The following is a 20019-nucleotide window of genomic DNA, read 5'->3' as shown; positions in this document are numbered from 1 at the left end:
ATGTAACCATATGGTTACGTACGCTCCCGACGCCGCGGTCTATCACGCCATCGCGGACCCGACCCGTCGCGCCATCCTCGACGCCATTCGACACACCGAACGATCGGCCGGCGAAATCGCCGACCTCTTCCCGGTGAGCCGCCCGGCTATCTCGCGGCACCTCCGGGTGCTGCGGGAGGCCGGTCTCGTGCGCGAACGCCGCGAAGCCCAGTCCCGCCGCTATTCGCTGGACCCCGCCCCGCTCCGGGAAGTCGATCAGTGGATCACCCACTATCGCGTCTTCTGGACGGCTCGCCTCCACGACCTCAAGCGTGTGGCGGAAGCCGCCGCGCGTTCGGAGACGCCATGACCGTTGCGCCTGTTGTCGTCACACCTGCCGATGCCGAATGGCATCACGAGTATTCCTGGCAACTCGAGGCCATGCCCGGTGCCGTTTTTCATGCCCTGACGGCACCTGACGCCCTGCGCCGCTGGTTCGCCGAACAAGTGGATATCGGCAGCGCCGCTGGAGCGCCCTTCCGGTTCTGGGGACGCCATTCGCTGGAGACACCCACGGCGGCCGATGCCACGCAGCGCCTCATCGCGTGGGAGCCGGATCGTGTGCTCGCCTTCACCTGGTCACTGCATGGTGTGCCCACCGAGGTCCATCTCACGCTGGGGCCGGGCAAAAAGGACGGCGCGACGACACTGCTACTGCGACATGTGGTGCAGGGCGCGCTCGGTGTGCCCCGGCAACGCGAGTTACTCGACGATCACTGGCGCTTCGTCGTGGGCAACCTCATGGCGGAGCTGAGTGGAGAGATGGGAGGCATTGTGTTGCCCGACTTCACCGATCCCTCTCCGGAAGTGCGCAAGGAACTTGTCATCAACGCGCCGCGCGCCACGGTGTTCCGCACGCTCATCGAGCCGGAACTGGTCAATCAGTGGTGTGGTTCGAAGAACGCGGTCATCGATGCGCGACCGGGTGGCCAGTACGTGTTCGGCTGGAGCTATGAGATTGATGGGCGTGCCGTCAGCGGCGGACCCACGCGTATCATCGAATACGTCGAGAACGAACGGCTCACCCTCGACTGGCCCGATTGGCGCGGCGATACGTCGGTGCAGGGACAAACCATCACCTTCCTGCTGGCGGACGAAGGCGACGCCGCCACGCGCCTCACGTTTGTGCACACAGGCTTCCAGCGCACCGCCGACATCAGCGACTATCCGTTTGGCTGGGTGTGGTTCCTGTCGCAGGTGCAGGCGCTGTCGGAGAAACTCACCGAGGCGTGAGCGCCAATCAGCCGTTGCGGCCGCGGTCCACGTCGTCCTGACGGGCACGCGCTTCCTGCCAATCAATGGTGGGCGCGACCTCCTCATCAGCAAGGGCGAGGGACGCGGCCGCGCGCTCGATCACCGGCGCGCCCAGGGCTGGCGGCAAACTCTGACCAAAAGTGAGTTCCGCTCGCCGACACAGGCGTTCCTCGCGCGCCATCGATTCGGCATCGTTGCGGCCACCCAGCACATGACTCCGGAAGGCGTGCACCCGCGCATGGACGCCTTCGTGCAGGATGCTCGAAGCAACGGGCGCCGCCGAAATGTCGCGACGTGCCAGGAACGTCAGCTCCGTCAGTACCACTTCCTCAGCCGGAAGAAATGCACCGCGGGTCGGAAAACGCTCCACGCGAATCCCCCGGACGTCGCGCACGAGATGACGGAATCGCAGTGGCTGATACTGGGCGATCAGCCCGAGCGCCTCGTCGAGCCGCGCGAGCACATCGGCATCGGCGATGTCAGGACGGGAGTTCCGGAGGTCCACCGGAATGCCGTGCAGCCGAAGCGGTTCGGGGTCGCCGAACCAGCGTTGTAGCCAGGAGGTCATGGGCGAACTCTTCCGAAGAGGCCGATTGCAGTTATTGTGGAGCCACCGTTTGGAAGTCATCACGGCAGGCTACTCGTTGCTTCATGATCGCACGCCGTTGCCACCGAAGGAACCGGTTCGCGTCGACTCGCCCCTTGCGTTGACTTCCCCCTCACCGCTCTCCCGCCAGGCCTTGGCACTGTCGCTCTCGAGTCTTCGGACACGTCTGCTACTGTTGGTCGCGGCTGCGTATCTGCCCGCAGTGGGGCTGACCCTCTGGACGATCAGTCGCGACCGGGAAGAGGCGTTCGACGCCGTGCGCACGCACCTGACCCAGATGTTGAGCGGAGCGGCGCACGAGAATGACCTCCAGCTTGGATCCGGGCGTCGTATCATCGGCACCTGGGCGCAGGTACCGGAGATCATCAGCGGCACACGTGCAGAATGTGAAGCGACACTCGCCCGACTCTCCCGGTTTGCACCGTCGGCCGTGTTGCCCACCCGCGTCAACACGCGGGGGGAGGTCGATTGTGGTGGCCCCCTGCCACCCGGCGGCACCGACCTGGTAGGGGATGGCCCCATCGCCCAGCGCATTCTCGCTGTCGACTCGGCCGTACTGGGCATGCATCTCCCCGCCAGCATCGATCGCGAAGTGGTAATGCCGCTGTCCATCGCCCTGCGTGATTCGACAGGTCGGTTCGTTGGCGTGCTGTCGATCGGCATTCGTATCGGGTGGCTGGGCCGCTTGGCCAGCGACGCGGAATTGCCGCCGGGGTCACAACTGTCCATCGTCGATTCCACCGGTTTCGTCTACGCCACCCTTCCGGCGCTGCCGGATCTGGTGGGCACCCGTGTGCCGGGCCTCAGTGCCATGATAGAGCAGGACCGGCGCACGATGGATCCCAGAAGTGGCGTCACCATCCGCAACAATCGCAAGGGCATTATGCGCCTGGTGGCCTACCACCAGCTCGCGAGTGCCGAAGGCAGCTTCGTACGACTCGCCATGGTCATGTCGCCCGATGTCGCCTTTGCTGCACCCACCGAGCGAGCCCGGGTGCGGCTGGCGTTCCTCTTTGTGGCCGGCGCGGTGGCACTGGTGATTGCGTGGTTCGGCGCCGAGAGGCTTGTGCTGCGTGACGTGAACGCCATTCTCGCGGCCACGCGGCGACTCGGGGCCGGCGACCTGTCGGCCCGCACCGGTGTGGCGAGCACCACGGGCGAGATCAGCCAGCTCGCCGACTCCTTCGACACGATGGCGTCGCAACTCGAAGTACGGCAGGATCGCATGCGGCACGCCGAGCGCATGGAATCGCTGGGTCGCCTGGCTGGCGGCGTGGCGCACGATTTCAACAACCTGCTCACGGCCATCGTGGGCAGCGCCGATCTCGCGCTCGACGAATTGCCGATCGATCACCCCGCCCGCGCCGAACTGGCCACCATCAAGTCGTCGGCCAGCCGATCGGGGTCGCTCACGCGGCAATTGCTCGATTTCTCACGCCGCGCGCCGCTGAGCAATGCCCCGCAGCGGCTCGATGCGATCGTGCAGGGCGCCGCGGCGCTGCTGGTCCGCGTGATGCCGGCCTCCGTCACGCTCGACGTGCACACCGCCAGCCACAAGTTGGTGCGTGTCGATGCCGGGCGTATCGAACAGGCGATCATGAATCTGGCCGTGAACTCGCGCGATGCGATGCCCAAGGGTGGACGTCTCGTCATCGAGCTCGACGATGTGGAAACCACGAGCCAGGAATCGCCCGATCATCCGCCCGCTGGCGCATGGGTGCGGCTGACGGTGAGCGATACCGGGCATGGCATGACCCCGGACGTACGACGCCGGATTTTCGAGCCCTTCTTCACCACCAAGGGCGTCGGACAAGGCACAGGACTCGGACTGGCCATGGTGTACGGCACCGTGCAATACCACGGGGGGCATGTGCACGTGCGCACCGCACCAGGAGACGGCACGACCATCACCATCTGGCTCCCCGAAGCCAGTGGCGCATCCGATGATCCGTCCGTGCCGGTGCCGGCCGTTGCTCTCTCGGAGGTTCAGGCCCATGTGCTGGTCGCGGAAGATCAGCCTGAAGTGCGCAATCTGCTCGAGCGGATCCTCACGCGGGCAGGTTTTCATGTCACCGCCGTAGAGAACGGTCAGGAAGCGATCACAGCCAGCGCATCCCCCTCACGCCCGATCGATGTGCTCATCACCGACTACGACATGCCACATGTGCGTGGTGATGCCGTGGCGCTCGCGTTCCGTGCCATGAATCCCGCGTTGCCCATCGTGCTGATCTCGGGATTCACACGCGACGGATGGCCGACCGCATTGCTTGCCTCGGCGGCCACCGTCGTCATGGACAAGCCATTTTCGGCGCAGGAACTCCTCAGCGCCGTGTACAGCGCGCGCCGCACCACACCTCCGAGCGGCACACCCGTTTCCTGATCATCAGGTCGGAGCCGCGCGCATCGAGGTTCGGATCGGCGGCTCCGACACCTGGCGCACGACTTACTGCGCGCGGTTGGCGCGCTGGGTCGCCACCTCCAGCGGACGCTGGCCCACCACAATTGTGGCGCTGTTATTCACCGTGACCGCAGTATGGCGCTGCCCGTTGCCAAGCTGCCCCATGTCGTTGCGCCCCCAGCACCAGGTGGTGAGGCGATCCTTCGACACGGCACAGGTGAAGCTCGATGAACCCGTGCCGATACCCGACACCTCCACCTCGGCTGCCTTCACGCCGTTGATGGCGAGCACCGGCGAAGACGCGTTCGCAGCGGCATTGCCGAGCTGTCCGTTGCCGTTGCCACCCCAGCAGTAGATCTGCTCGAGCGTGGTCAGACCGCAGGAGTGATTGTAGCCGGCCGAGATCTCCGTGAAGCGGTGTCCACCAGCGACCGCACGCGGCGTGGACGTATCGGTGAACCCACCATCACCCAGCTTGCCGTTGTTGCTGCCCCAGCAGAAGCCTTCGTTGCTCGTCGTGACACCACATGCGTACTGATTGCCCAGCGACAATGAACGGAAGCTGTGGCCACCTGTCACCGCGATCGGTGACGTGCGATAGGTGTTGCCATACGTCAGCGCGCCGCCGTCGCCATTCTGGCCCAGTCCATTCGCGCCCCAGCAATAGGCGGCGTTGGTCATCGCAATGGCGCAGGTGAAAGAACCACCGGCGTAGACATTCAGGAACGGCGGGTTGCCGCCGGCCGTGCCTGCGGGCACCGGGCCATTCGGGCTCGACGTGTTACCGATGCCGAACTGCCCCCAATCGTTGTGACCCCAGCATACGATCGGGCTCGACGACGTATTCGCCGCGCCGCACGCATGCTCGATGCCTGCGGTGAGCTGCGTGAACTTGATACCACCACCGATCTCCACGGGGTTGGCCGAGAACGCCGCCGTGGTGCCACCACCAAGTGTGCCCCACCCGTTGTTGCCCCAGCACAACGCCACACCGTCCGTCCGCAGACCGCAGGTGAAGCGCGCGAACGCCACGAGCTGCGTATAACGATGGTTGCCCGGCACACGCACCGGTGACGTGCGATGGGCTTCATCACCCGTCTGCGTATCGCCCAAGCGGGCGTCATTGCCATTCATGCCCCAGCACCACGCGATACCACCGCTGGCCAGATCGCAGGCATGCGCCGTTCCCATGGCCAGCGAGCGATACTTGATCACCACCACACGGCTCACCGTGGCCGTCAACGCCGCGTGACGCGCCGTGATGGTCACCGTACCACGATCGACACCCGTCAGACGCCCCGTGCTGTCGACGGTCGCAACGGCCGTGTTGGAGCTCGTCCAGGTCACCGGCAATCCCAGGATCGGACGGTTCTGCGCATCACGCACCGTCGCTACGAGCGCGCGCTGCTCATACGCTTCGATCGTATCGAGCGCCACATCGATGGTGATGGCCACTGGCGCCACGCGCGGCTGTACCAGCACCGTGGCGGTACCCGTCTTGCCTTCGCTGGTGGCGGTGATGGTGGCGGTGCCTGCCGCGATACCACGCACCAGACCACTGTTGCTGATGGTGGCAATCGTGCCGGTCGAGGACGCCCACGTGAAGGTGCGCCCGGTCAGCACGTTGTTCTGCGAATCACGAGCGGTGGCCGTGAATACGACGGAGTCGCCGACCAGGATCGTATCGATCACTGGCGCCACCGTCACCATCGCCACCGGCACGACGCGCGCCGTCACGAGGATCGTCGCTTCCACCGTGCGTCCTTCGCTGGCCGCCGTGATGCGCGCCGTGCCCGCCGCCACGGCCGTCACCAGACCAGTGGCGCTCACCGTGGCAATGTTCGTGGCCGACGATGTGAAATTCACCACGCGCCCCGTGAGCACGTTGTTCTGTGCATCCCGCACGGTGGCTCGCAGTGATGCCGTGTCTCCGGCCACCAGTGTATCCGATGTCGGCGTGATGCTGATGCTGGCCACCGGCACGGGCGTCACCGTGATCTGCGCCGTCGCCGTCTTTCCTTCACTTGTGGCCGCGATTTCTGCGCTGCCAGCGGCCACGCCCGTCACCACACCAGTGGCGCTCACCGTGGCAATGGTCGCCGCCGACGACGTGTAGGTGATGGTACGGCCAGCCAAGGTGTTGTTCTGGGCATCACGGGCCACGGCCGTGAGCGTGGTCGTCGCGCCGACCACGACGGAGGCAGTGGTTGGCGTAATGGCCACACTGGCGACAGTGACGGGCGGATTGCCGGTGGGAGATTTGTCATCACTACCACAGGCTGCTGTAGCAATCATTGCTACAGAGAAAGCCAAGCACTGTAGCGCGGGCCGGAAACTGGCCGAAGCACGCATAAAAATCACTCCGTAAAATCTGAGGGGAACATCGATTGATGACGACCTGCGTCGCCGACACCTGACGGAAACTCTTCATGACGAGTTTCATCGGGCGGCACACGATCCGATGTCATCACTGATGAATGCGGACCGCCGTACCCGGCATGACGGCAGCGTGTCACACGTCATGTCGCACGAGATTTTCTTTTCTGCGGAGAGCGACGAGGCCACCGTTGTGCGACGGATGCATGTGACAGTGCCCATCGGTGTGAGGTAGTGCGCTCACGCGATCACATCCTGCCAGGCGCTCACACAGCGCGTCAGCACCGATCGCGCACTTTACATACGGAGATCCCTCATGCCTTCGCACTCGTCCCGCATCACGGCACGTCCGTCCCATCGCGCACGCATCGCCATGTGCGCCTGCGCCCTGTTCCTCGGCGCCTGCAACAGCGACACCTCGATCGCACCGGAACAGCCGGCGCCCGTTCCCCAACCCACGCCGGTCGCGTCCATCACGTTGCCGAGCGCGACAATGGATATGTCGCTGGGCAGCACACGACGCATGGTCGCCACACTGCGCGACGCCAATGGCGCCCTGCTCGCAGATCGACCGCTCGATTGGAGTTCGGCCGATGCGGCCATCCTGCGGGTATCGCCCGCCGGACACCTCACCGCTATTGCGCCGGGCAGCACCGTGATCACGGCGCGCCTGGGCGCACTCGCGGCGACGATGCGCGTCTCGGTGAACAGTGTGGTGGGCGGAACGAGCTATACCGTCACGACGGTGGACGGACGCGCACTGCCAGCCATTGTGGACGTGGAGCGCATCGCACTCGGTGACGGACGTGTTGTGGACCTGCTCACGCGCCTCGAATCAGGCATTGTGCACCTCGAGGATCGCTATGAGGTGGTGCTGCAGTTGGTGGGTATCGAACGTGAACTGGTCAACGGACGCATCGAGCACCGCGAAGTGGGTCGCACGGTTGCATACGATCGTGGAGCGGCCACCTGGAATTTCCTGGACGCCACCGCCGTGCTCGCGTCGACGCAGGTCGGCAATCTCCAGCACACCTTTGCACCCGTGCCGCGCGGACCGCAGGTGAACTTCCGCCTCAGCGGAACAGCGACGACGCTCCAGTTGGGACTGACGCGGCCGATGACGCCTGCTCAGCCATGAGCCGCTCTTCGAGCCGACGCTTCACGCCCGGCCAATCCAGATCGGTGATGCCGTAGTACACAGAATCACGAACATAGCCGTCCCGCACGACCATATGACGACGCAGCACGCCCTCACGAATGGCTCCCAGTTTCTCGAGGGCGCGCTGCGATTGGGTATTCCGCAGATCCGTCTTGAACTGCACCCGCACGGCCCCCAGCACCTCGAACAGATGCACGAGTTGCAGGTACTTGGCTTCCGTGTTCATGAGCGTGCCCTGCACCCGCGGCGTCAGCCAGGTGCTGCCGATCTCCACGCGGTGATGCGCCCGCGCGATGTCCATCCAGCGGGTGCTGCCGATCAACAGACCGGACGCCTGTTCAAGGATGGCAAAAGGTATTTCCTGACCGCTGTCATGCTGTCGGATCGCATCGGCCAGATAGCGCTGCACGGCCTCCGGCGAATCCAGTGGCGGTTGTACCGTCACCGCCCAGAGCTGTGGATAGGTGCCGGCATGCAGCAATCCTTCGGCATGCTGGGCACCCAATGGCTCCAGACGGACATGTCGTCCATGGAGTGTCGCAGCAACCGGATGAAAAGGCGGCCGGCCAACCGCGTCAGACAACCTGGTCTCCCGCCACGTCCCAGTTGATGCGCGCCAGAATCGCGTCCACGTAGTCGGCCCGGCGATTCTGATACTTGAGATAGTAGGCGTGCTCCCACACATCGATGCCGACGATGGGCAGCTCACCTTCGAGCAGCGGTGAGTCCTGATTGGGCAGCGCGCGCACGGCCAGGCGACTCGTGGCGGTCTTCACCAGCCACGCCCAACCACTGCCGAACTGCGACACGGCAGCCGCCTTCAAGGCCGCCTTGCACGCGTCCACCGTCTCGAAGTCGCGTGCCACCATCTCGGCCAATCGCCCCGACGGTACCTGCGCCACGGCACCACCGGGCGAGAGCAGTTTCCAGAACAGCGCGTGATTGGCGTGACCGCCGCCGTTGTTGCGAATGGCCGTCTGCACAGCAGGCGGCCAGCGCCGCAATCCCATCAGCAGCTCACCCAGCGTCAGACCATGCAACGCGGTCTGCGGTTGCACGGCGGCGTTGAGGTTGGTGACATACGCCGCGTGATGCCGATCATGATGAATGCCCATGGTCTGCGCATCCACCGCCGGTTCCACCGCGTTGTTGGCATAACCCAGTGGCGGCAGCACGAAGGGATACTTCTGTGACAGCACCGCATCCGGTGCCACTCGTACGTTGTGCGTGCCGTCCGCAAACGGTCCCGACTGCAATCGATCGATCATGGGGAGGGAATGTACCTGGGAGTCACAGCCCGCAAACGCCAGCGCCCAATGCTGCGCCTAGTACCGCGCCAGATACCGCGCCTGTTCCCACGCGGTGACCTGCTGATTGTACTCGGTCCACTCGGCGCGCTTGGCAGCAAGGAACTGTTGCGTGATATGGTCGCCCAGCGCACCGCAGATCACTTCGTCCTTTTCGAGCTCGTCGCACGCCTCGTGCAGGGACTGGGGCAGGTCGTCCACCCGTAGTCGCCGACGCTCGCGGTGCGACATCTCCCAGATGTTGGTGTTCACCGGCTCGCGCCAATCCGCCTCGGTGCGCAGCCCGTCCAGCCCTGCCGCCAGCATCACGGTGAGGGCGAGATAGGGGTTGGCACTCGGATCGGGGGTGCGCAGTTCGATGCGGGTGCCCGACCCGCGACGCTCCGGTACACGGATCATCGGCGAACGATTGCGCATGCTCCACGCCACGTTCACCGGCGCTTCGAACCCGGGAACCAACCGCTTGTAACTGTTCACGATGGGGTTGGTCACCGCACACATGGCGCGCGCGTGCCGCAGCAGGCCACCGATGTAGTGCAGCGCCGTGAGGCTCAGCGACCATTCGCGCGACGGATCCCAGAAGGCGTTCTGCCCACCTTTGAACAGACTCTGGTGTGCATGCATACCGCTGCCGTTCTGCCCGAACACCGGCTTCGGCATGAACGAGGCAAACAGCCCGAACTGACGGGCCACCTGCTTCACGACAAAGCGGAACGTCGCGATGTTGTCGGCCGTGCGCAGGGCGTCGGCATAGCGGAAATCGATTTCATGCTGACCATGCGCCACCTCATGATGGGCGGCTTCCACCTCGAACCCCATCAGCTCCAGGGCATCGACGATCGCTCGGCGTGCATCTTCGCCCAAATCCATCGGCGCCAGATCGAAGTACCCGCCCACATCATGCGTGGTGGTGCCCGGGCGGCCGTCATCGGCCGACTTGAAGAGGAAAAATTCCGCTTCCATGCCGGCATTCATCACGAAGCCATGTTCGGCCGCCGCCGCCAACTGCCGCTTGAGCGCACCGCGCGGGTCACCCACAAACGGCGAGCCATCGGGCATGGTGATGTCGCAGATCAGACGCCCCACCCGCGACGCCGGGTCGCCCCACGGAAAGATCTGGAAGGTGCTCAGGTCCGGGGCCAGCAGCATGTCCGACTCTTCCACTCGCACAAAACCGGCGATGCTGGAGCCATCGAACATGATGTCGCCCTTCATCGCCTTTCTGAATTGCGAGCTCGGGATCTCGACGTTCTTGATGACGCCGAGGATGTCCGTGAACTGGAGCCGGAGAAAACGCACCTGGTGCGCTTCTGCGAGCTCGAGAATATCGGTGGCGGTGGCGCCATCCAGATTGGCAGGAAGCAGTGAGCGACTTGGCGTGGCCATGACGTATTGTAGTACCTTAGAGGCCGCATGACTGCCTCCAAGACTTCGGCTCACTCCGGCGGCTTCTGTGCCGCCTGCGGCGCGGCACTTTCGGCCGGCGCACGTTTCTGCCACCGCTGTGGCACCCCTGCTGGCGAAGGCGCGGGCCCCACGCGAGCGGGTCACTCCGCCCCCGCGCCGGCGTCCGGCTCGGCCGCGTCCGTGTTGCCGTGGGGTGTGGCCTTCGTGGCCCTGCTCGCACTGGTGGCCATGTTCGCTGGCCGGAACTTCGGTGCGGCCAAGGGGTCGGGAATCGACGGTTCGTCCAACTCGCTCCCCACGCAGGCCATCGATGGGCAGGCCATGGGCCAGGCGGGTGCCGGTGGCCCGGCCCCCAGCATCGGCGACCTGTCACCCAGCGAGCGCGCCAATCGTCTGTATCAGCGTATGATGACGTACGTGCAGGACGGTAAGGTCGACTCGGTCGCGTTCTTCGCGCCGATGGCCATGGCGTCGCACGAGATGCTCGAATCGCCCACCCCCGACGAGCGTTATCATCACGGCCGTATCGCGGAAGTCACCGGCAACGCCGCCGTGGCCCGCGCACAAGCCGACACCATCCTGAAGGCGAGCCCGGACGATCTCCTCGGTCTTCTGCTCGCGGCGCGCGGTGCGCGCATGGACAATGACACCAAGTCAGCGGCCGGATTCGACAAGCGCTTGCTCGACGCCCTGCAGGCCCAGCTCGCCATCGAGCGGCCGGACTATCAACTGCACCGTGCGGAGATCGATCGCGCCGTCGAAGAGGCGCGTCGTAAGTAGTTCCTCCCGCTGGGGCTTCACGCGGTGATGCGCCCTGAAGACGTCCCACCCGCCGCGCATCTGGGCGTGTTGCTCGCCCGGGTCGCGGAGGCGTTTGCGGGGGCCACCTCGCGTGCATCGCTGCACGCGGCGCTGGAACGCATTGTGGTCACGGACCTGCAAGCCGACGGCTTTGCCCTGTACGGCGTCGACGTGGGTGCACAACGCGGGCATCTCGAGCATCAATGGGGCGTGGTCCTCACCTCGCCCTCCCGGATCGGCAGCAACTTCTGGGACAGTTTTCTGGGCGATGCGGTGCGGGAGCTCACCCCGCGCTTCATCGAGGACGTGGAAGCGTTTGCGCGCGAAGGCCGCCCGCTCGCCCGTCATTTGCTCGAAAACAATGTCCATTCGGCGGCCCTGCTGCCGCTCATCATCGAGGGCCGTGTGCAGGGCATGCTGACCCTGCGCTACCTCGATCGGCGCACCTTCGATGCGCCGACCCAATCGATCCTCTCAGGTATTGCCACGCAGTGTGCGCTGGCCCTGCGCAACGCCGATGTGCGGGATGAGCTCGAGCGGCGCGCCGAACGACTCACCGCCCTCGCCCGGGCCCAGCAGCGCCTGACCCAGCTCTCCCGCGAGGATTCGCTGCCGGGTGGTATCGCTGAAGCGGTGCAACTGGTTGTGCCGGCCGCGCGCTGCGAGGTGTTCATCCGGCGGCTCGACTCCCTCGAGCGCGTGGTCTGCCTCGAACACGGTCACATGACCAGCGCGGACTTTGCGCCCCTCGCCGATGTCGCCCTCGTCGAAGCCACCGCCCGCGCGGGCGTGGCCCGTCTTGCGTCGCACTTGCAGGACGGTGTGGAGGTGGCCGTGGGCACCACCGAGCTCTGCGCGCCCGTGCGTGATGGCAATCGGACGGCGGGCGTCATCCGGTTGCTCGCGCCACGACACCAGGCGTTCGACAGCCATGACTTCGAACTGATCGCCATCCTTGCCCGCCACGCCGGCACCGCCGTCGAAACCGCGCGCTTGTTTTCCCTGCAGGATCTGCAGCGTCAGCGTGCCGAAGGTGCCGCGGAAGTGGCCCGTGTGGCCCTGCACGCGCGTCAACTCGATGAAGGCGCGTCGGAGTTGCTGCACGTCCTCGATCGGTTTGTGCCGTCCATCGGCAAGGCCATCGGGGTGGCCCGTGCACGCGATGGCATGATCGAATATGTGGCCGCCAGCGGAACGCTCGACGGACTGCGTGGGCATCGGCCGGCCAGCCTGCTGGCGCTGCACGAGCTCTCCCCCAACGGCCACGCCGTCGAGTGCACCGACCTCGCGCCGCTGGCACCGGTCAGTCTGCAGGCCGGACTCGCCGATGAGTGGGCGTTTGTCCTGCCACTCATCGCGCGCGACCGGACGCTGGGGGTGCTGATTGCCAGTGCCCACCGAACCGGCCCCCTCTCGCGGCACCATCGCATCACGCTCGAGCGTTTGTCGGCGTCACTGGCCCTCGCCATCGACGCGCTGCTCCTGGATGAGGAAGAGCGACTCGCCCGCGATCGCGAGCAGCTCCTCGCGACCGCGCTCACGACCATCAATCACCCCATCTTCATTCTCGACCGGGTCGGCGTGCGGTATGCCAATCCCGCAGCGGCGCGGGAGTACGGGTGGTCGCAGAACGAGCTGATGGACATGCGCTTCGAGGAACTCGTCGTGTCGGAGGGAGCACGCGGCGCCCCCGACGACGACCCGACGATCGCGCGTGACACCAACGGCGCCAGCGAATCACCGCCGGCCGCCGGCGCGCACCCCACGCCGCCCAACCCGACGGTGATCGAGCAGCGCCCACGCGCCTCGCACGACGTCCATCGGCGCCGCGACGGCAGCGAGTTCCCCGCCGCGGTGGCGATCAGCCCCCTCACCTCCCAGGACGGTGGACTGCTCGGCCGCGTGCTCAGCGTACGCAACGTGAGTCAGGAGCGTCAGCTCGAAGAGCAGATGCGACACACCGAGAAGATGGTGGCGGTCGGTGAACTGGTGGCTGGCGTGGCCCATGAAATCAACAATCCGCTGACCGGCATTTCGGCCTTTGCGCAGCTCCTGCTCGAGGAGACCCTCACCGACGATCAGCGGGAGTCCGTTGCGCTGATCAAGAAAGAAACCGACCGCGCCAAGGGCGTCATTCACGACCTGCTGCTCTTTGCACGCAATACCGAACGCGCCGCCGGGCCCGTCGATATCAACGATGCACTCGGTCAGGTCGTACGATTGCGAGCATACCCGCTGCGCAATGGCGGTGTCGACGTGCAGCTCGCACTCGATCCGTCAGCGCCGCGTGTCAGCGGTGATGCGCAGAAGCTGCAACAGGTGCTGCTCAACATCATCGGGAATGCCGAGTACGCTATGCGGGATCGTCCCCATCGCGTGCTGACATTGACCACACAGGGGCACGGCGACACGGTGTCCATCACCGCCACGGACACCGGCAAGGGGATGCCGGAGGAAGTGCGGCGACGCATCTTCGAACCGTTCTTCACGACGAAACCCAATGGTGTGGGCACGGGCCTCGGCCTGAGTGTCAGCTACGGCATTGTTCGTGCGCATGGTGGCACCGTTTCTGTCGAGTCCGTGCCCGACGTCGGGACAACGGTCACTATCGTATTGCCCGCGCTTTCTGCGTGAATTCCTGATCTGGTCGTCATGGACATCTCTCCTGCCATCGATCCCATTCGCGCCATCGAGGCCGCCGGTGCGGCCCAGGTGGACGACTCGTTGCGACGCATCCTCGTCGTCGACGATGAATCGACCATCCGGCTGGCCCTGAGCCGCTTCCTCCGCACGCGCGGATACGAGGTGGAGATGGCCGAATCGGGCACGGTGGCCCTGTCCATCCTCGCCCAGCAGCGTTTCTCGCTGATGCTGTGCGACCTGCGCATGCCCGGTGTGAGTGGACTCGAAGTGGTGCCACAGGCCCTCACGCATGATCCCCATCTCGGGATCATCATGTTGACCGCCGTCAACGATGCCCAGAGTGCCACCGACGCCCTGTCCAACGGCGCGTTCGACTACCTCACCAAGCCGGTCGAGCTGCCCGATCTGCTGGCCGCCGTCGAGCGGGCTTCGATGCGCCGGATGCGCACGATGGAGCGGCACGCCATCGACCGCCTGATTCGCGAGGAGGTGGCCCTGCGCACCTTCCAGCTCGAACAGGAAAAGGAGGCGCTGCGGGCGCTCACGGTGAGCATCGCCGAAACGCTGATCAACGCGATGGAGGCGAAGGACCTCTACCTCCGGGGACATTCCCAGCGGGTCGCCGACCTGGGCGCCGCCATCGCGACCGAATTGGGGTTGCCGGCGGACACCGTGGACAAGATCCATCTGGCCGGACGCCTGCACGACGTGGGCAAGATCGGGATTCGGGAAGAGGTGCTGAACAAGCCCGGCCGCCTCAGCGACGACGAGTTCTCGCATGTGAAGGACCACGTGCTCATTGGTCTCGAAATCCTGAGCCCCCTGAACCACCTGGGCGACGTGCTGTACTTCATCCGCGACCACCACGAGCGCTGGAATGGCGCCGGGTACCCCCACGGTCGCTCGGGGCTGGATATCACCATCGGTGGTCGGATCCTCACCGCGGCCGACGCTTTCGACGCCCTCACGTCCAAGCGCGCCTATCGTGATCCCATGTCGGCGCAGGAGACCCTTGCCTACCTGACCACCCAGGTGGGCAGCATGCTCGAACCCGGTGTCTGCGAAGCCCTGTGCGCCGTGGTCGAACGTGGTGAGGTGCCAACCATCCCGCGTGTCGACCCCCGGCCGTAACACGGCATCGCGCACGAGCCGACCGCACGCCGCACCGCGAATCGGTGACAATTGCATGCCGAATTGCACGTTGCGCACCGCCACGGCTTGACTCCCGCCGAATCTCTATGTACTAGGAGCATATGGTCGCGCGCATGCGAAAGCTCGTGCGCAATCATATGCCAGGCGGAGTCCTGGCATCGCATGCGGCGCACTATCGCGCACCATGCACGATCAGAACTTTTCCGGTGGAGAGGAGGCGGTCATGTCGCAGGGCGACGAGTTGGAGAAGCTCCAGCTGATCGACGACGATATGGATGATCTTGGGGGCTATGGTCGCTCATCGTACGATGAGGACGATGAAGAGGACGGATACGGCCTCCCCTCCGATCGCGGCGATTCCCTGTGGGACGACGCCGATGATGACGAGGACGATGAAGACGATGAAGACGCCGATGGATTCGAGGATGACGGCGCTTCCGACGACGAGGACGACGAGGACGACCTCTTCGGCGCCCCCATTGTGCGTCGCGGCCCTGGTCGGCCACCGAAAAATCCTGGCGCGCCCAAGCCGGCTCCGAAGCCCAAGGCTCCCAAGCCGGCGCCGGTAGTCGAGACGCCCGCCCCGGTCGTGGAGATCGAGGAGGAGGACGCCCCAGAAGCCGAACCCACGCCGGTGAAGGCGCCGAAGGCTCCAAAGGCACCCAAGGCCCCGAAGGCGGCTCCGGCGCCAAAGGCTGAAACCCCGGCCGCCCCGGCCAAGGCAGCTCCGAAGGCCGCCAAGGCCCCAGCCGCGAAGGCCCCAGCCAAGAAGGCGGCGAAGGCTCCGGCGAAGGCTCCGGCGAAGGCGCCTGCCAAGGCTCCAGCAAAGGCACCGGCAAAGGCGCCAGCCAAGAAGGCTTCCAAGGCTCCGGCGAAGAAGGCCGCCAAGGCACCTGCGAAGGCGCCGGCCAAGAAGGCGCCAGCCAAGCCCGCGCCAAAGAAGGCCGTGAAGAAGGCGGCCCCCAAGAAGGCGGCCAAGGCACCGGCCAAGAAGGGCGCGAAGGCACCGGCGAAGAAGGCGGTGAAAGCGCCGTCCAAGGCTGCTCCCAAGAAGGCCGTGAAAAAGGCAGCTCCGAAAAAGGCCGCCAAGCCCGCCAAGAAGCCGGCCAAGGCTCCGGCCAAGAAGGGCGCAAAGCGCCGCTGAGCCCCGGCGGATGTGATACTCGCTCCATCCTGCTGAGCACCCGAAGCCGCCCTGCCACCGGGCGGCGCTCGGGTGCTCAGTGTTTCATGGCCAGGCGTGGCACACCTACTTTGGACCCATCACCGGCCTCCGCATGACGACGAGTTCCCTCTCCCTGCTGGTGCTGGAAAGCGATGCGAGCGCCCGAGAAGCGCTGGCGACCAGGTTGATCGATCACGGTCATCGGGTGCGCCAGGCCGCGACGCGTGAACAGGCGAACACGCTGGCCCGCGACGAGGCGCCGCAGTTGCTGGTACTCACCGGGTCGCCGGCCGAACTCGAACGCCTTCCTGAACTGGTCGCCACATCGTTCGGCACCTGCCTGCTGCCGGACTTTTTTGATGCGACGGAAATCGAAACGGCTCTCCAGGACGCCGCCGATGCCGGGCGAGCCCGTCGCGAGTTGCGCTGGCTGCGTACACACGGAGGGCCCGCCAGCCCGCTGCCACGCCCCACCCTGGCGCCGACCTTCGACGAACTCGTCGCTCTGGCAGCCAGTGCCGAGGCACCGGTACTGCTACAAGGCGAAATCGGTACCGGAAAAGGGTACATCGCTCGTCTCATCCATAATCGTTCGTCTAAAAACGAATCACCATATCTCGAGATTGATTGCAGTCTGTTTCATTCGGAAAATCTGACATCTGAATTGTTCGGCAATGAACCACATATCCCAGATTCGTCGTCGATTTCTGTCGCCGGCCTCCTCGAGGCGGCGGGACAGGGCACCGTGTTTCTGGACCAGGTCGACCGCCTCGATTCGGCCATGCAAGACCGGTTACTCGAACTGCTCGAACATCGGCGCTTCACTCGTCATGGTGGACGGACGCCTGTTGCGGCTGAGGTTCGCCTCATCGTGGCATCGCATACGCCCCTGTCCGATGCAGTGGCCGACCGACGGTTCCGCGCCGACCTCTACTACCGGCTGCAGACCCTGACTCTCACCCTGCCGCCGCTCCGTGCCCGGCCCGACGAGATTCTGCCGCTGGCCGAAACGTTTCTCTCCGCCGGCGCCGCCCTTTCCCCGGCAGCGCAGGACGCCCTCACAGCCCATCGCTGGCCCGGCAACGTGCGCGAATTGCGCGACACTCTGTGGCGGGCGCAGGTCGTAGCCGGTCAGGACGTCATCGATGTCGTGCACCTGGCGCTTCCTGGCACCGACACCGCGGTGCGTGCCGCTGGCGCTTCTGCCATGGCCGGTTCGGCGGGCGCGCGACCATTGGATGCCGTGGAACGGGAGGCCATTCGCGCCGCCCTCGCGGCCCACCGCGGCAACCGCACGCGAGCCGCGCAGGGTCTCGGCATCGCGCGCTCCACCCTGCTCGAGAAGATCAAGCGATACGGGCTCCCATGACCGCGAACCGGACAGGCGGGCACGACGGACTCGATCCACGTATATTGCGCGTCCCATGGCCGAGTCTCCTGTCCAACTTCTGCGCGCCCACGCGCGCCACGCTCCGTGGAATGCGCGCGGTCTCGCTGCGCACGCGGCCGCTCTCGTCGACTCGGCGGGCGTAAAGCCCACGAACGCGTCCGCGCGGGCCATGCCCAGTGCACGCGCCGTACGGTTCTATGTGGCCAACGGCCTGCTCGACCGCCCGGAAGGTGCCGGCACGGCCGCGACGTACGGCTATCGCCATCTGCTGCAGTTGCTGTCCATCAAGATTCGCCAGCGCGAGGGACAGACGCTCGAGGCTATCAAGGCCGAGATGCGCGAAACCACGGGCGACGCGCTCGAACGCCGGGTCGCGGCGTCATTGGCCCCCGCCTTGTCGCTGCAGATGGATGCGAGCGCATCGCGCGCGGGCAATCCCGTTGCGAGTTGGCGACGCGTTATCGTTGCTGAAGGCGTGGAGCTGCATGTGCGCGAGGATTCGCCGGCAGCCGAAGACGACACGCTGGTGAGTTTGCGGGACATGCTGCGCCGATCGCTCGGCCAGTAGCCGCAGTCCACTGCTCGACAATCCTCGGACGATCCTCGTGATCGTCCGTCGTCGTTTCGTCAGCTCCGTCGTCGCGTAACTCCGCTCGGCGTCTCTTTACGCTCGCTGTACTCACGCGCAGGTCACTGCTGCCTCACTGCCGCCATACATGTTTCGCGTCCTCGTCACCGACGAAGTCGATCAGGAAGGTGTTGTTCTCCTCACTGCGGAACCCGCATTGCAGGTGGACGAACTCCCCACCCTCCCCAAGGATGAACTGCTGCGCCGCATCGGCGAGTACGATGCGATCGTGGGGCGCAGCGCCACGCGCATTTCTGCCGAACTGCTGAAAGCCGGCGGAAAGCTCAAGGTCGTGGGTCGTGCGGGCGTTGGTGTCGACAACATCGAGCTCGATGTCGCCACATCGCTGGGCATCGCCATCATCAACGCGCCGGCCGGCAACACCGTCGCCGTGGCGGAGCTGTTCTTCGGCACGGTGATCGGTCTGCTGCGGCAACTGCACACCGCCGCTGCCGCCATGGGCGACGGACGCTGGGATCGCGCCAAGTTCATGGGCCGCGAACTGAAGGGGAAAACACTCGGTATCGTGGGCCTCGGCCGTATCGGCAGTGAAGTGGCCGCCCGGGCCCACGCTTTTGGTATGACCGTGGTGGCGTACGATCCGTATATCGCCGACGAGCGATTCGCCGCGCTGCGTGTGCGTCGTGCGCCATCGCTCGACGCACTGCTGGCCGAGACCAACGTGCTCACCCTGCACGTGCCGCTCACCGATGAAACGCGCGGCATGATCGGCAAACGCGAGCTTGCACGCCTTCCTGCCCGTTCGGTGGTGGTGAATCTCGCGCGTGGTGGTGTCATCGAAGAAGCCGCGCTGCAGGCGGCGCTCGAAACCGATCAACTGCGTGGTGCGGTGCTCGATGTGTTCACCGTCGAACCGCTCGCGCCCGACAGCCCCCTGCGCAACATCCCCAATCTCGTGCTCACGCCGCACCTCGGCGCGAACACCGTGGAAGCGCAGCGCAATGTCTCGCGTGATGTATGCGTCGCGGTGCGCGATGCACTGCTGCACAACGACCTCTCGCGGTCCATCAACGTGTCGGGCGCTACGGGCGAATGGAGCGAGCTGCAGAGCGCGATGCTGCTGACACGTCGGGCCGCCGCGGTGGCCCGTGCGGTGCTCGCCGATCAGGGCATGCGTGCCGTACGCCGCGTGGCGCTGCGTGTGAGCCCGGATCTGGCCCATGGCACCGGAGCCATGCTCGCCGCCGCCGCCGCGGGCGTGCTGGAAGGGGTGATTGAAACCGACCGTCTCAATCTCATCAACGCACGTTCGTTGGCCGAGGCACGCGGGCTCGAATTGTCGGTGGCCGAAACCACCGAGCTCGGGTCGGGGCGTGCGCTCGAAGTCTCACTGTCGGGTGGCATGCAGCAGCTCGCTGTAGCCGGTGTGGCGCCGGAAGGCGGCACGCCACGCCTGACACGCATCGGCTCGTTCCACGTGGACGTGAACCCGCGGCAAACGCTGCTGGTGCTCACCAATCACGACGTACCGGGTGTTATCGGTCGGGTGGGTACGCTGCTGGGCGAGCGGGGCGTGAATATCGCCGAGTATCACCAGGCGCGTCTCGCACAGGGTGGCGATGCACTCGCCGCCGTATCGGTGGACGGCACGGTGAGCGAAGAGACCCGGAAAGCCCTGCTCGAGTTGTCCGATGTGCGATCGGCCAGCATCGTGCACTTCCGCAACGAATAG

Annotated in this window: 16 protein-coding genes; 11 read left to right on the top strand and 5 right to left on the bottom strand. The window is 65.6% G+C overall.

The features are described 5' to 3' along the window. Window positions 1–10: 10 nt before the first annotated feature. The gene (locus tag GAU_RS01080) at window positions 11–349 is read left to right on the top strand and encodes an ArsR/SmtB family transcription factor (RefSeq protein ID WP_012681700.1); all 339 of its coding nucleotides are present in this window, start codon (window positions 11–13) and stop codon (window positions 347–349) included. Beyond that, window positions 346–1272 (top strand): SRPBCC family protein, encoded by a 927-nt coding sequence (locus GAU_RS01075; protein WP_041265130.1) that lies wholly within the window; start codon window positions 346–348, stop codon window positions 1270–1272. Before GAU_RS01080 ends, GAU_RS01075 begins: the two co-directional genes overlap by 4 nt. A 7-nt stretch (window positions 1273–1279) precedes the next feature. Here the strand turns inward: GAU_RS01075 and GAU_RS01070 are convergent, their stop codons facing one another. Further along, the gene (locus tag GAU_RS01070; protein WP_012681698.1) at window positions 1280–1861 is read right to left on the bottom strand and encodes a hypothetical protein; all 582 of its coding nucleotides are present in this window, start codon (window positions 1859–1861) and stop codon (window positions 1280–1282) included. Window positions 1862–2033: 172 nt separating this feature from the next. Here GAU_RS01070 and GAU_RS20155 point away from each other — a divergent pair, with 172 nt between their 5' ends. Further along, complete coding sequence (locus GAU_RS20155) at window positions 2034–4280, top strand: ATP-binding protein (protein ID WP_169307553.1); 2247 nt, start codon at window positions 2034–2036, stop codon at window positions 4278–4280. Window positions 4281–4343: 63 nt separating this feature from the next. Here the strand turns inward: GAU_RS20155 and GAU_RS01060 are convergent, their stop codons facing one another. Next, window positions 4344–6593, bottom strand: a complete 2250-nt coding sequence (locus GAU_RS01060) for an Ig-like domain-containing protein (protein WP_169307552.1) — start codon at window positions 6591–6593, stop codon at window positions 4344–4346. Between the two features lie 397 nt (window positions 6594–6990). Between GAU_RS01060 and GAU_RS01050 the strand changes: the two genes are divergently transcribed. Then, window positions 6991–7812, top strand: coding sequence for an Ig-like domain-containing protein (locus GAU_RS01050; RefSeq protein ID WP_156798849.1), 822 nt, complete (start codon window positions 6991–6993; stop codon window positions 7810–7812). Here the strand turns inward: GAU_RS01050 and GAU_RS01045 are convergent. From GAU_RS01045 to glnA, 3 genes are all read right to left on the bottom strand, one after another. Further along, window positions 7748–8416, bottom strand: a complete 669-nt coding sequence (locus GAU_RS01045) for a GNAT family N-acetyltransferase (RefSeq protein ID WP_012681694.1) — start codon at window positions 8414–8416, stop codon at window positions 7748–7750. The genes GAU_RS01050 and GAU_RS01045 overlap by 65 nt on opposite strands. Then, window positions 8409–9032 (bottom strand): superoxide dismutase, encoded by a 624-nt coding sequence (locus GAU_RS01040; RefSeq protein WP_012681693.1) that lies wholly within the window; start codon window positions 9030–9032, stop codon window positions 8409–8411. Before GAU_RS01040 ends, GAU_RS01045 begins: the two co-directional genes overlap by 8 nt. Before the next feature lie 126 nt (window positions 9033–9158). Next, window positions 9159–10526 carry a type I glutamate--ammonia ligase gene (glnA, locus tag GAU_RS01035; protein WP_012681692.1) on the bottom strand — a complete coding sequence of 456 codons (1368 nt, stop codon included), beginning with the start codon at window positions 10524–10526 and terminating at the stop codon, window positions 9159–9161. A 27-nt stretch (window positions 10527–10553) separates the two neighbouring features. Here glnA and GAU_RS01030 point away from each other — a divergent pair, with 27 nt between their 5' ends. The 7 genes from GAU_RS01030 to serA all read left to right on the top strand — a co-directional run bounded on the left by GAU_RS01030 (window position 10554) and on the right by serA (window position 20019). Then, on the top strand, window positions 10554–11327 hold the full coding sequence (locus tag GAU_RS01030; protein ID WP_156798847.1) for a zinc ribbon domain-containing protein: 774 nt from the start codon (window positions 10554–10556) through the stop codon (window positions 11325–11327). A gap of 27 nt (window positions 11328–11354) precedes the next feature. After that, on the top strand, window positions 11355–13982 hold the full coding sequence (locus GAU_RS20150) for a GAF domain-containing sensor histidine kinase (RefSeq protein ID WP_052574170.1): 2628 nt from the start codon (window positions 11355–11357) through the stop codon (window positions 13980–13982). Between the two features lie 18 nt (window positions 13983–14000). Continuing rightward, window positions 14001–15122 carry an HD-GYP domain-containing protein gene (locus GAU_RS01020; protein WP_052574169.1) on the top strand — a complete coding sequence of 374 codons (1122 nt, stop codon included), beginning with the start codon at window positions 14001–14003 and terminating at the stop codon, window positions 15120–15122. Window positions 15123–15327: 205 nt separating this feature from the next. Continuing rightward, window positions 15328–16287 carry a hypothetical protein gene (locus tag GAU_RS22575; RefSeq protein ID WP_012681688.1) on the top strand — a complete coding sequence of 320 codons (960 nt, stop codon included), beginning with the start codon at window positions 15328–15330 and terminating at the stop codon, window positions 16285–16287. A 133-nt stretch (window positions 16288–16420) separates the two neighbouring features. Further along, window positions 16421–17677 (top strand): sigma-54-dependent transcriptional regulator, encoded by a 1257-nt coding sequence (locus GAU_RS01010; protein ID WP_012681687.1) that lies wholly within the window; start codon window positions 16421–16423, stop codon window positions 17675–17677. A gap of 55 nt (window positions 17678–17732) precedes the next feature. Continuing rightward, a complete protein-coding gene (locus GAU_RS20140) occupies window positions 17733–18266 on the top strand; it encodes a MerR family transcriptional regulator (RefSeq protein ID WP_012681686.1) in 534 nt (177 codons plus the stop codon). A 148-nt stretch (window positions 18267–18414) separates the two neighbouring features. Further along, the gene (serA, locus tag GAU_RS01000) at window positions 18415–20019 is read left to right on the top strand and encodes a phosphoglycerate dehydrogenase (RefSeq protein WP_012681685.1); all 1605 of its coding nucleotides are present in this window, start codon (window positions 18415–18417) and stop codon (window positions 20017–20019) included.

Origin of the sequence: Gemmatimonas aurantiaca T-27 (genome assembly GCF_000010305.1) — a bacterium.
Lineage (GTDB): Bacteria > Gemmatimonadota > Gemmatimonadetes > Gemmatimonadales > Gemmatimonadaceae > Gemmatimonas > Gemmatimonas aurantiaca.
This window is presented reverse-complemented; position numbering and strand designations above follow the sequence as displayed.

What these genes read in the sequence shown, in the direction of transcription:
- GAU_RS01080 (WP_012681700.1), top strand. Translation starts at nt 11, where the DNA reads ATGGTTACGTACGCTCCCGACGCCGCGGTCTATCACGCCATCGCGGAC.
- GAU_RS01075 (WP_041265130.1), top strand. Translation starts at nt 346, where the DNA reads ATGACCGTTGCGCCTGTTGTCGTCACACCTGCCGATGCCGAATGGCAT.
- GAU_RS01070 (WP_012681698.1), bottom strand. Translation starts at nt 1,861, where the DNA reads ATGACCTCCTGGCTACAACGCTGGTTCGGCGACCCCGAACCGCTTCGG.
- GAU_RS01060 (WP_169307552.1), bottom strand. Translation starts at nt 6,593, where the DNA reads ATGATTGCTACAGCAGCCTGTGGTAGTGATGACAAATCTCCCACCGGC.
- GAU_RS01050 (WP_156798849.1), top strand. Translation starts at nt 6,991, where the DNA reads ATGCCTTCGCACTCGTCCCGCATCACGGCACGTCCGTCCCATCGCGCA.
- glnA (WP_012681692.1), bottom strand. Translation starts at nt 10,526, where the DNA reads ATGGCCACGCCAAGTCGCTCACTGCTTCCTGCCAATCTGGATGGCGCC.
- GAU_RS01030 (WP_156798847.1), top strand. Translation starts at nt 10,554, where the DNA reads ATGACTGCCTCCAAGACTTCGGCTCACTCCGGCGGCTTCTGTGCCGCC.
- GAU_RS20150 (WP_052574170.1), top strand. Translation starts at nt 11,355, where the DNA reads ATGCGCCCTGAAGACGTCCCACCCGCCGCGCATCTGGGCGTGTTGCTC.
- GAU_RS01020 (WP_052574169.1), top strand. Translation starts at nt 14,001, where the DNA reads ATGGACATCTCTCCTGCCATCGATCCCATTCGCGCCATCGAGGCCGCC.
- GAU_RS22575 (WP_012681688.1), top strand. Translation starts at nt 15,328, where the DNA reads ATGCACGATCAGAACTTTTCCGGTGGAGAGGAGGCGGTCATGTCGCAG.
- GAU_RS01010 (WP_012681687.1), top strand. Translation starts at nt 16,421, where the DNA reads ATGACGACGAGTTCCCTCTCCCTGCTGGTGCTGGAAAGCGATGCGAGC.
- GAU_RS20140 (WP_012681686.1), top strand. Translation starts at nt 17,733, where the DNA reads ATGGCCGAGTCTCCTGTCCAACTTCTGCGCGCCCACGCGCGCCACGCT.
- serA (WP_012681685.1), top strand. Translation starts at nt 18,415, where the DNA reads ATGTTTCGCGTCCTCGTCACCGACGAAGTCGATCAGGAAGGTGTTGTT.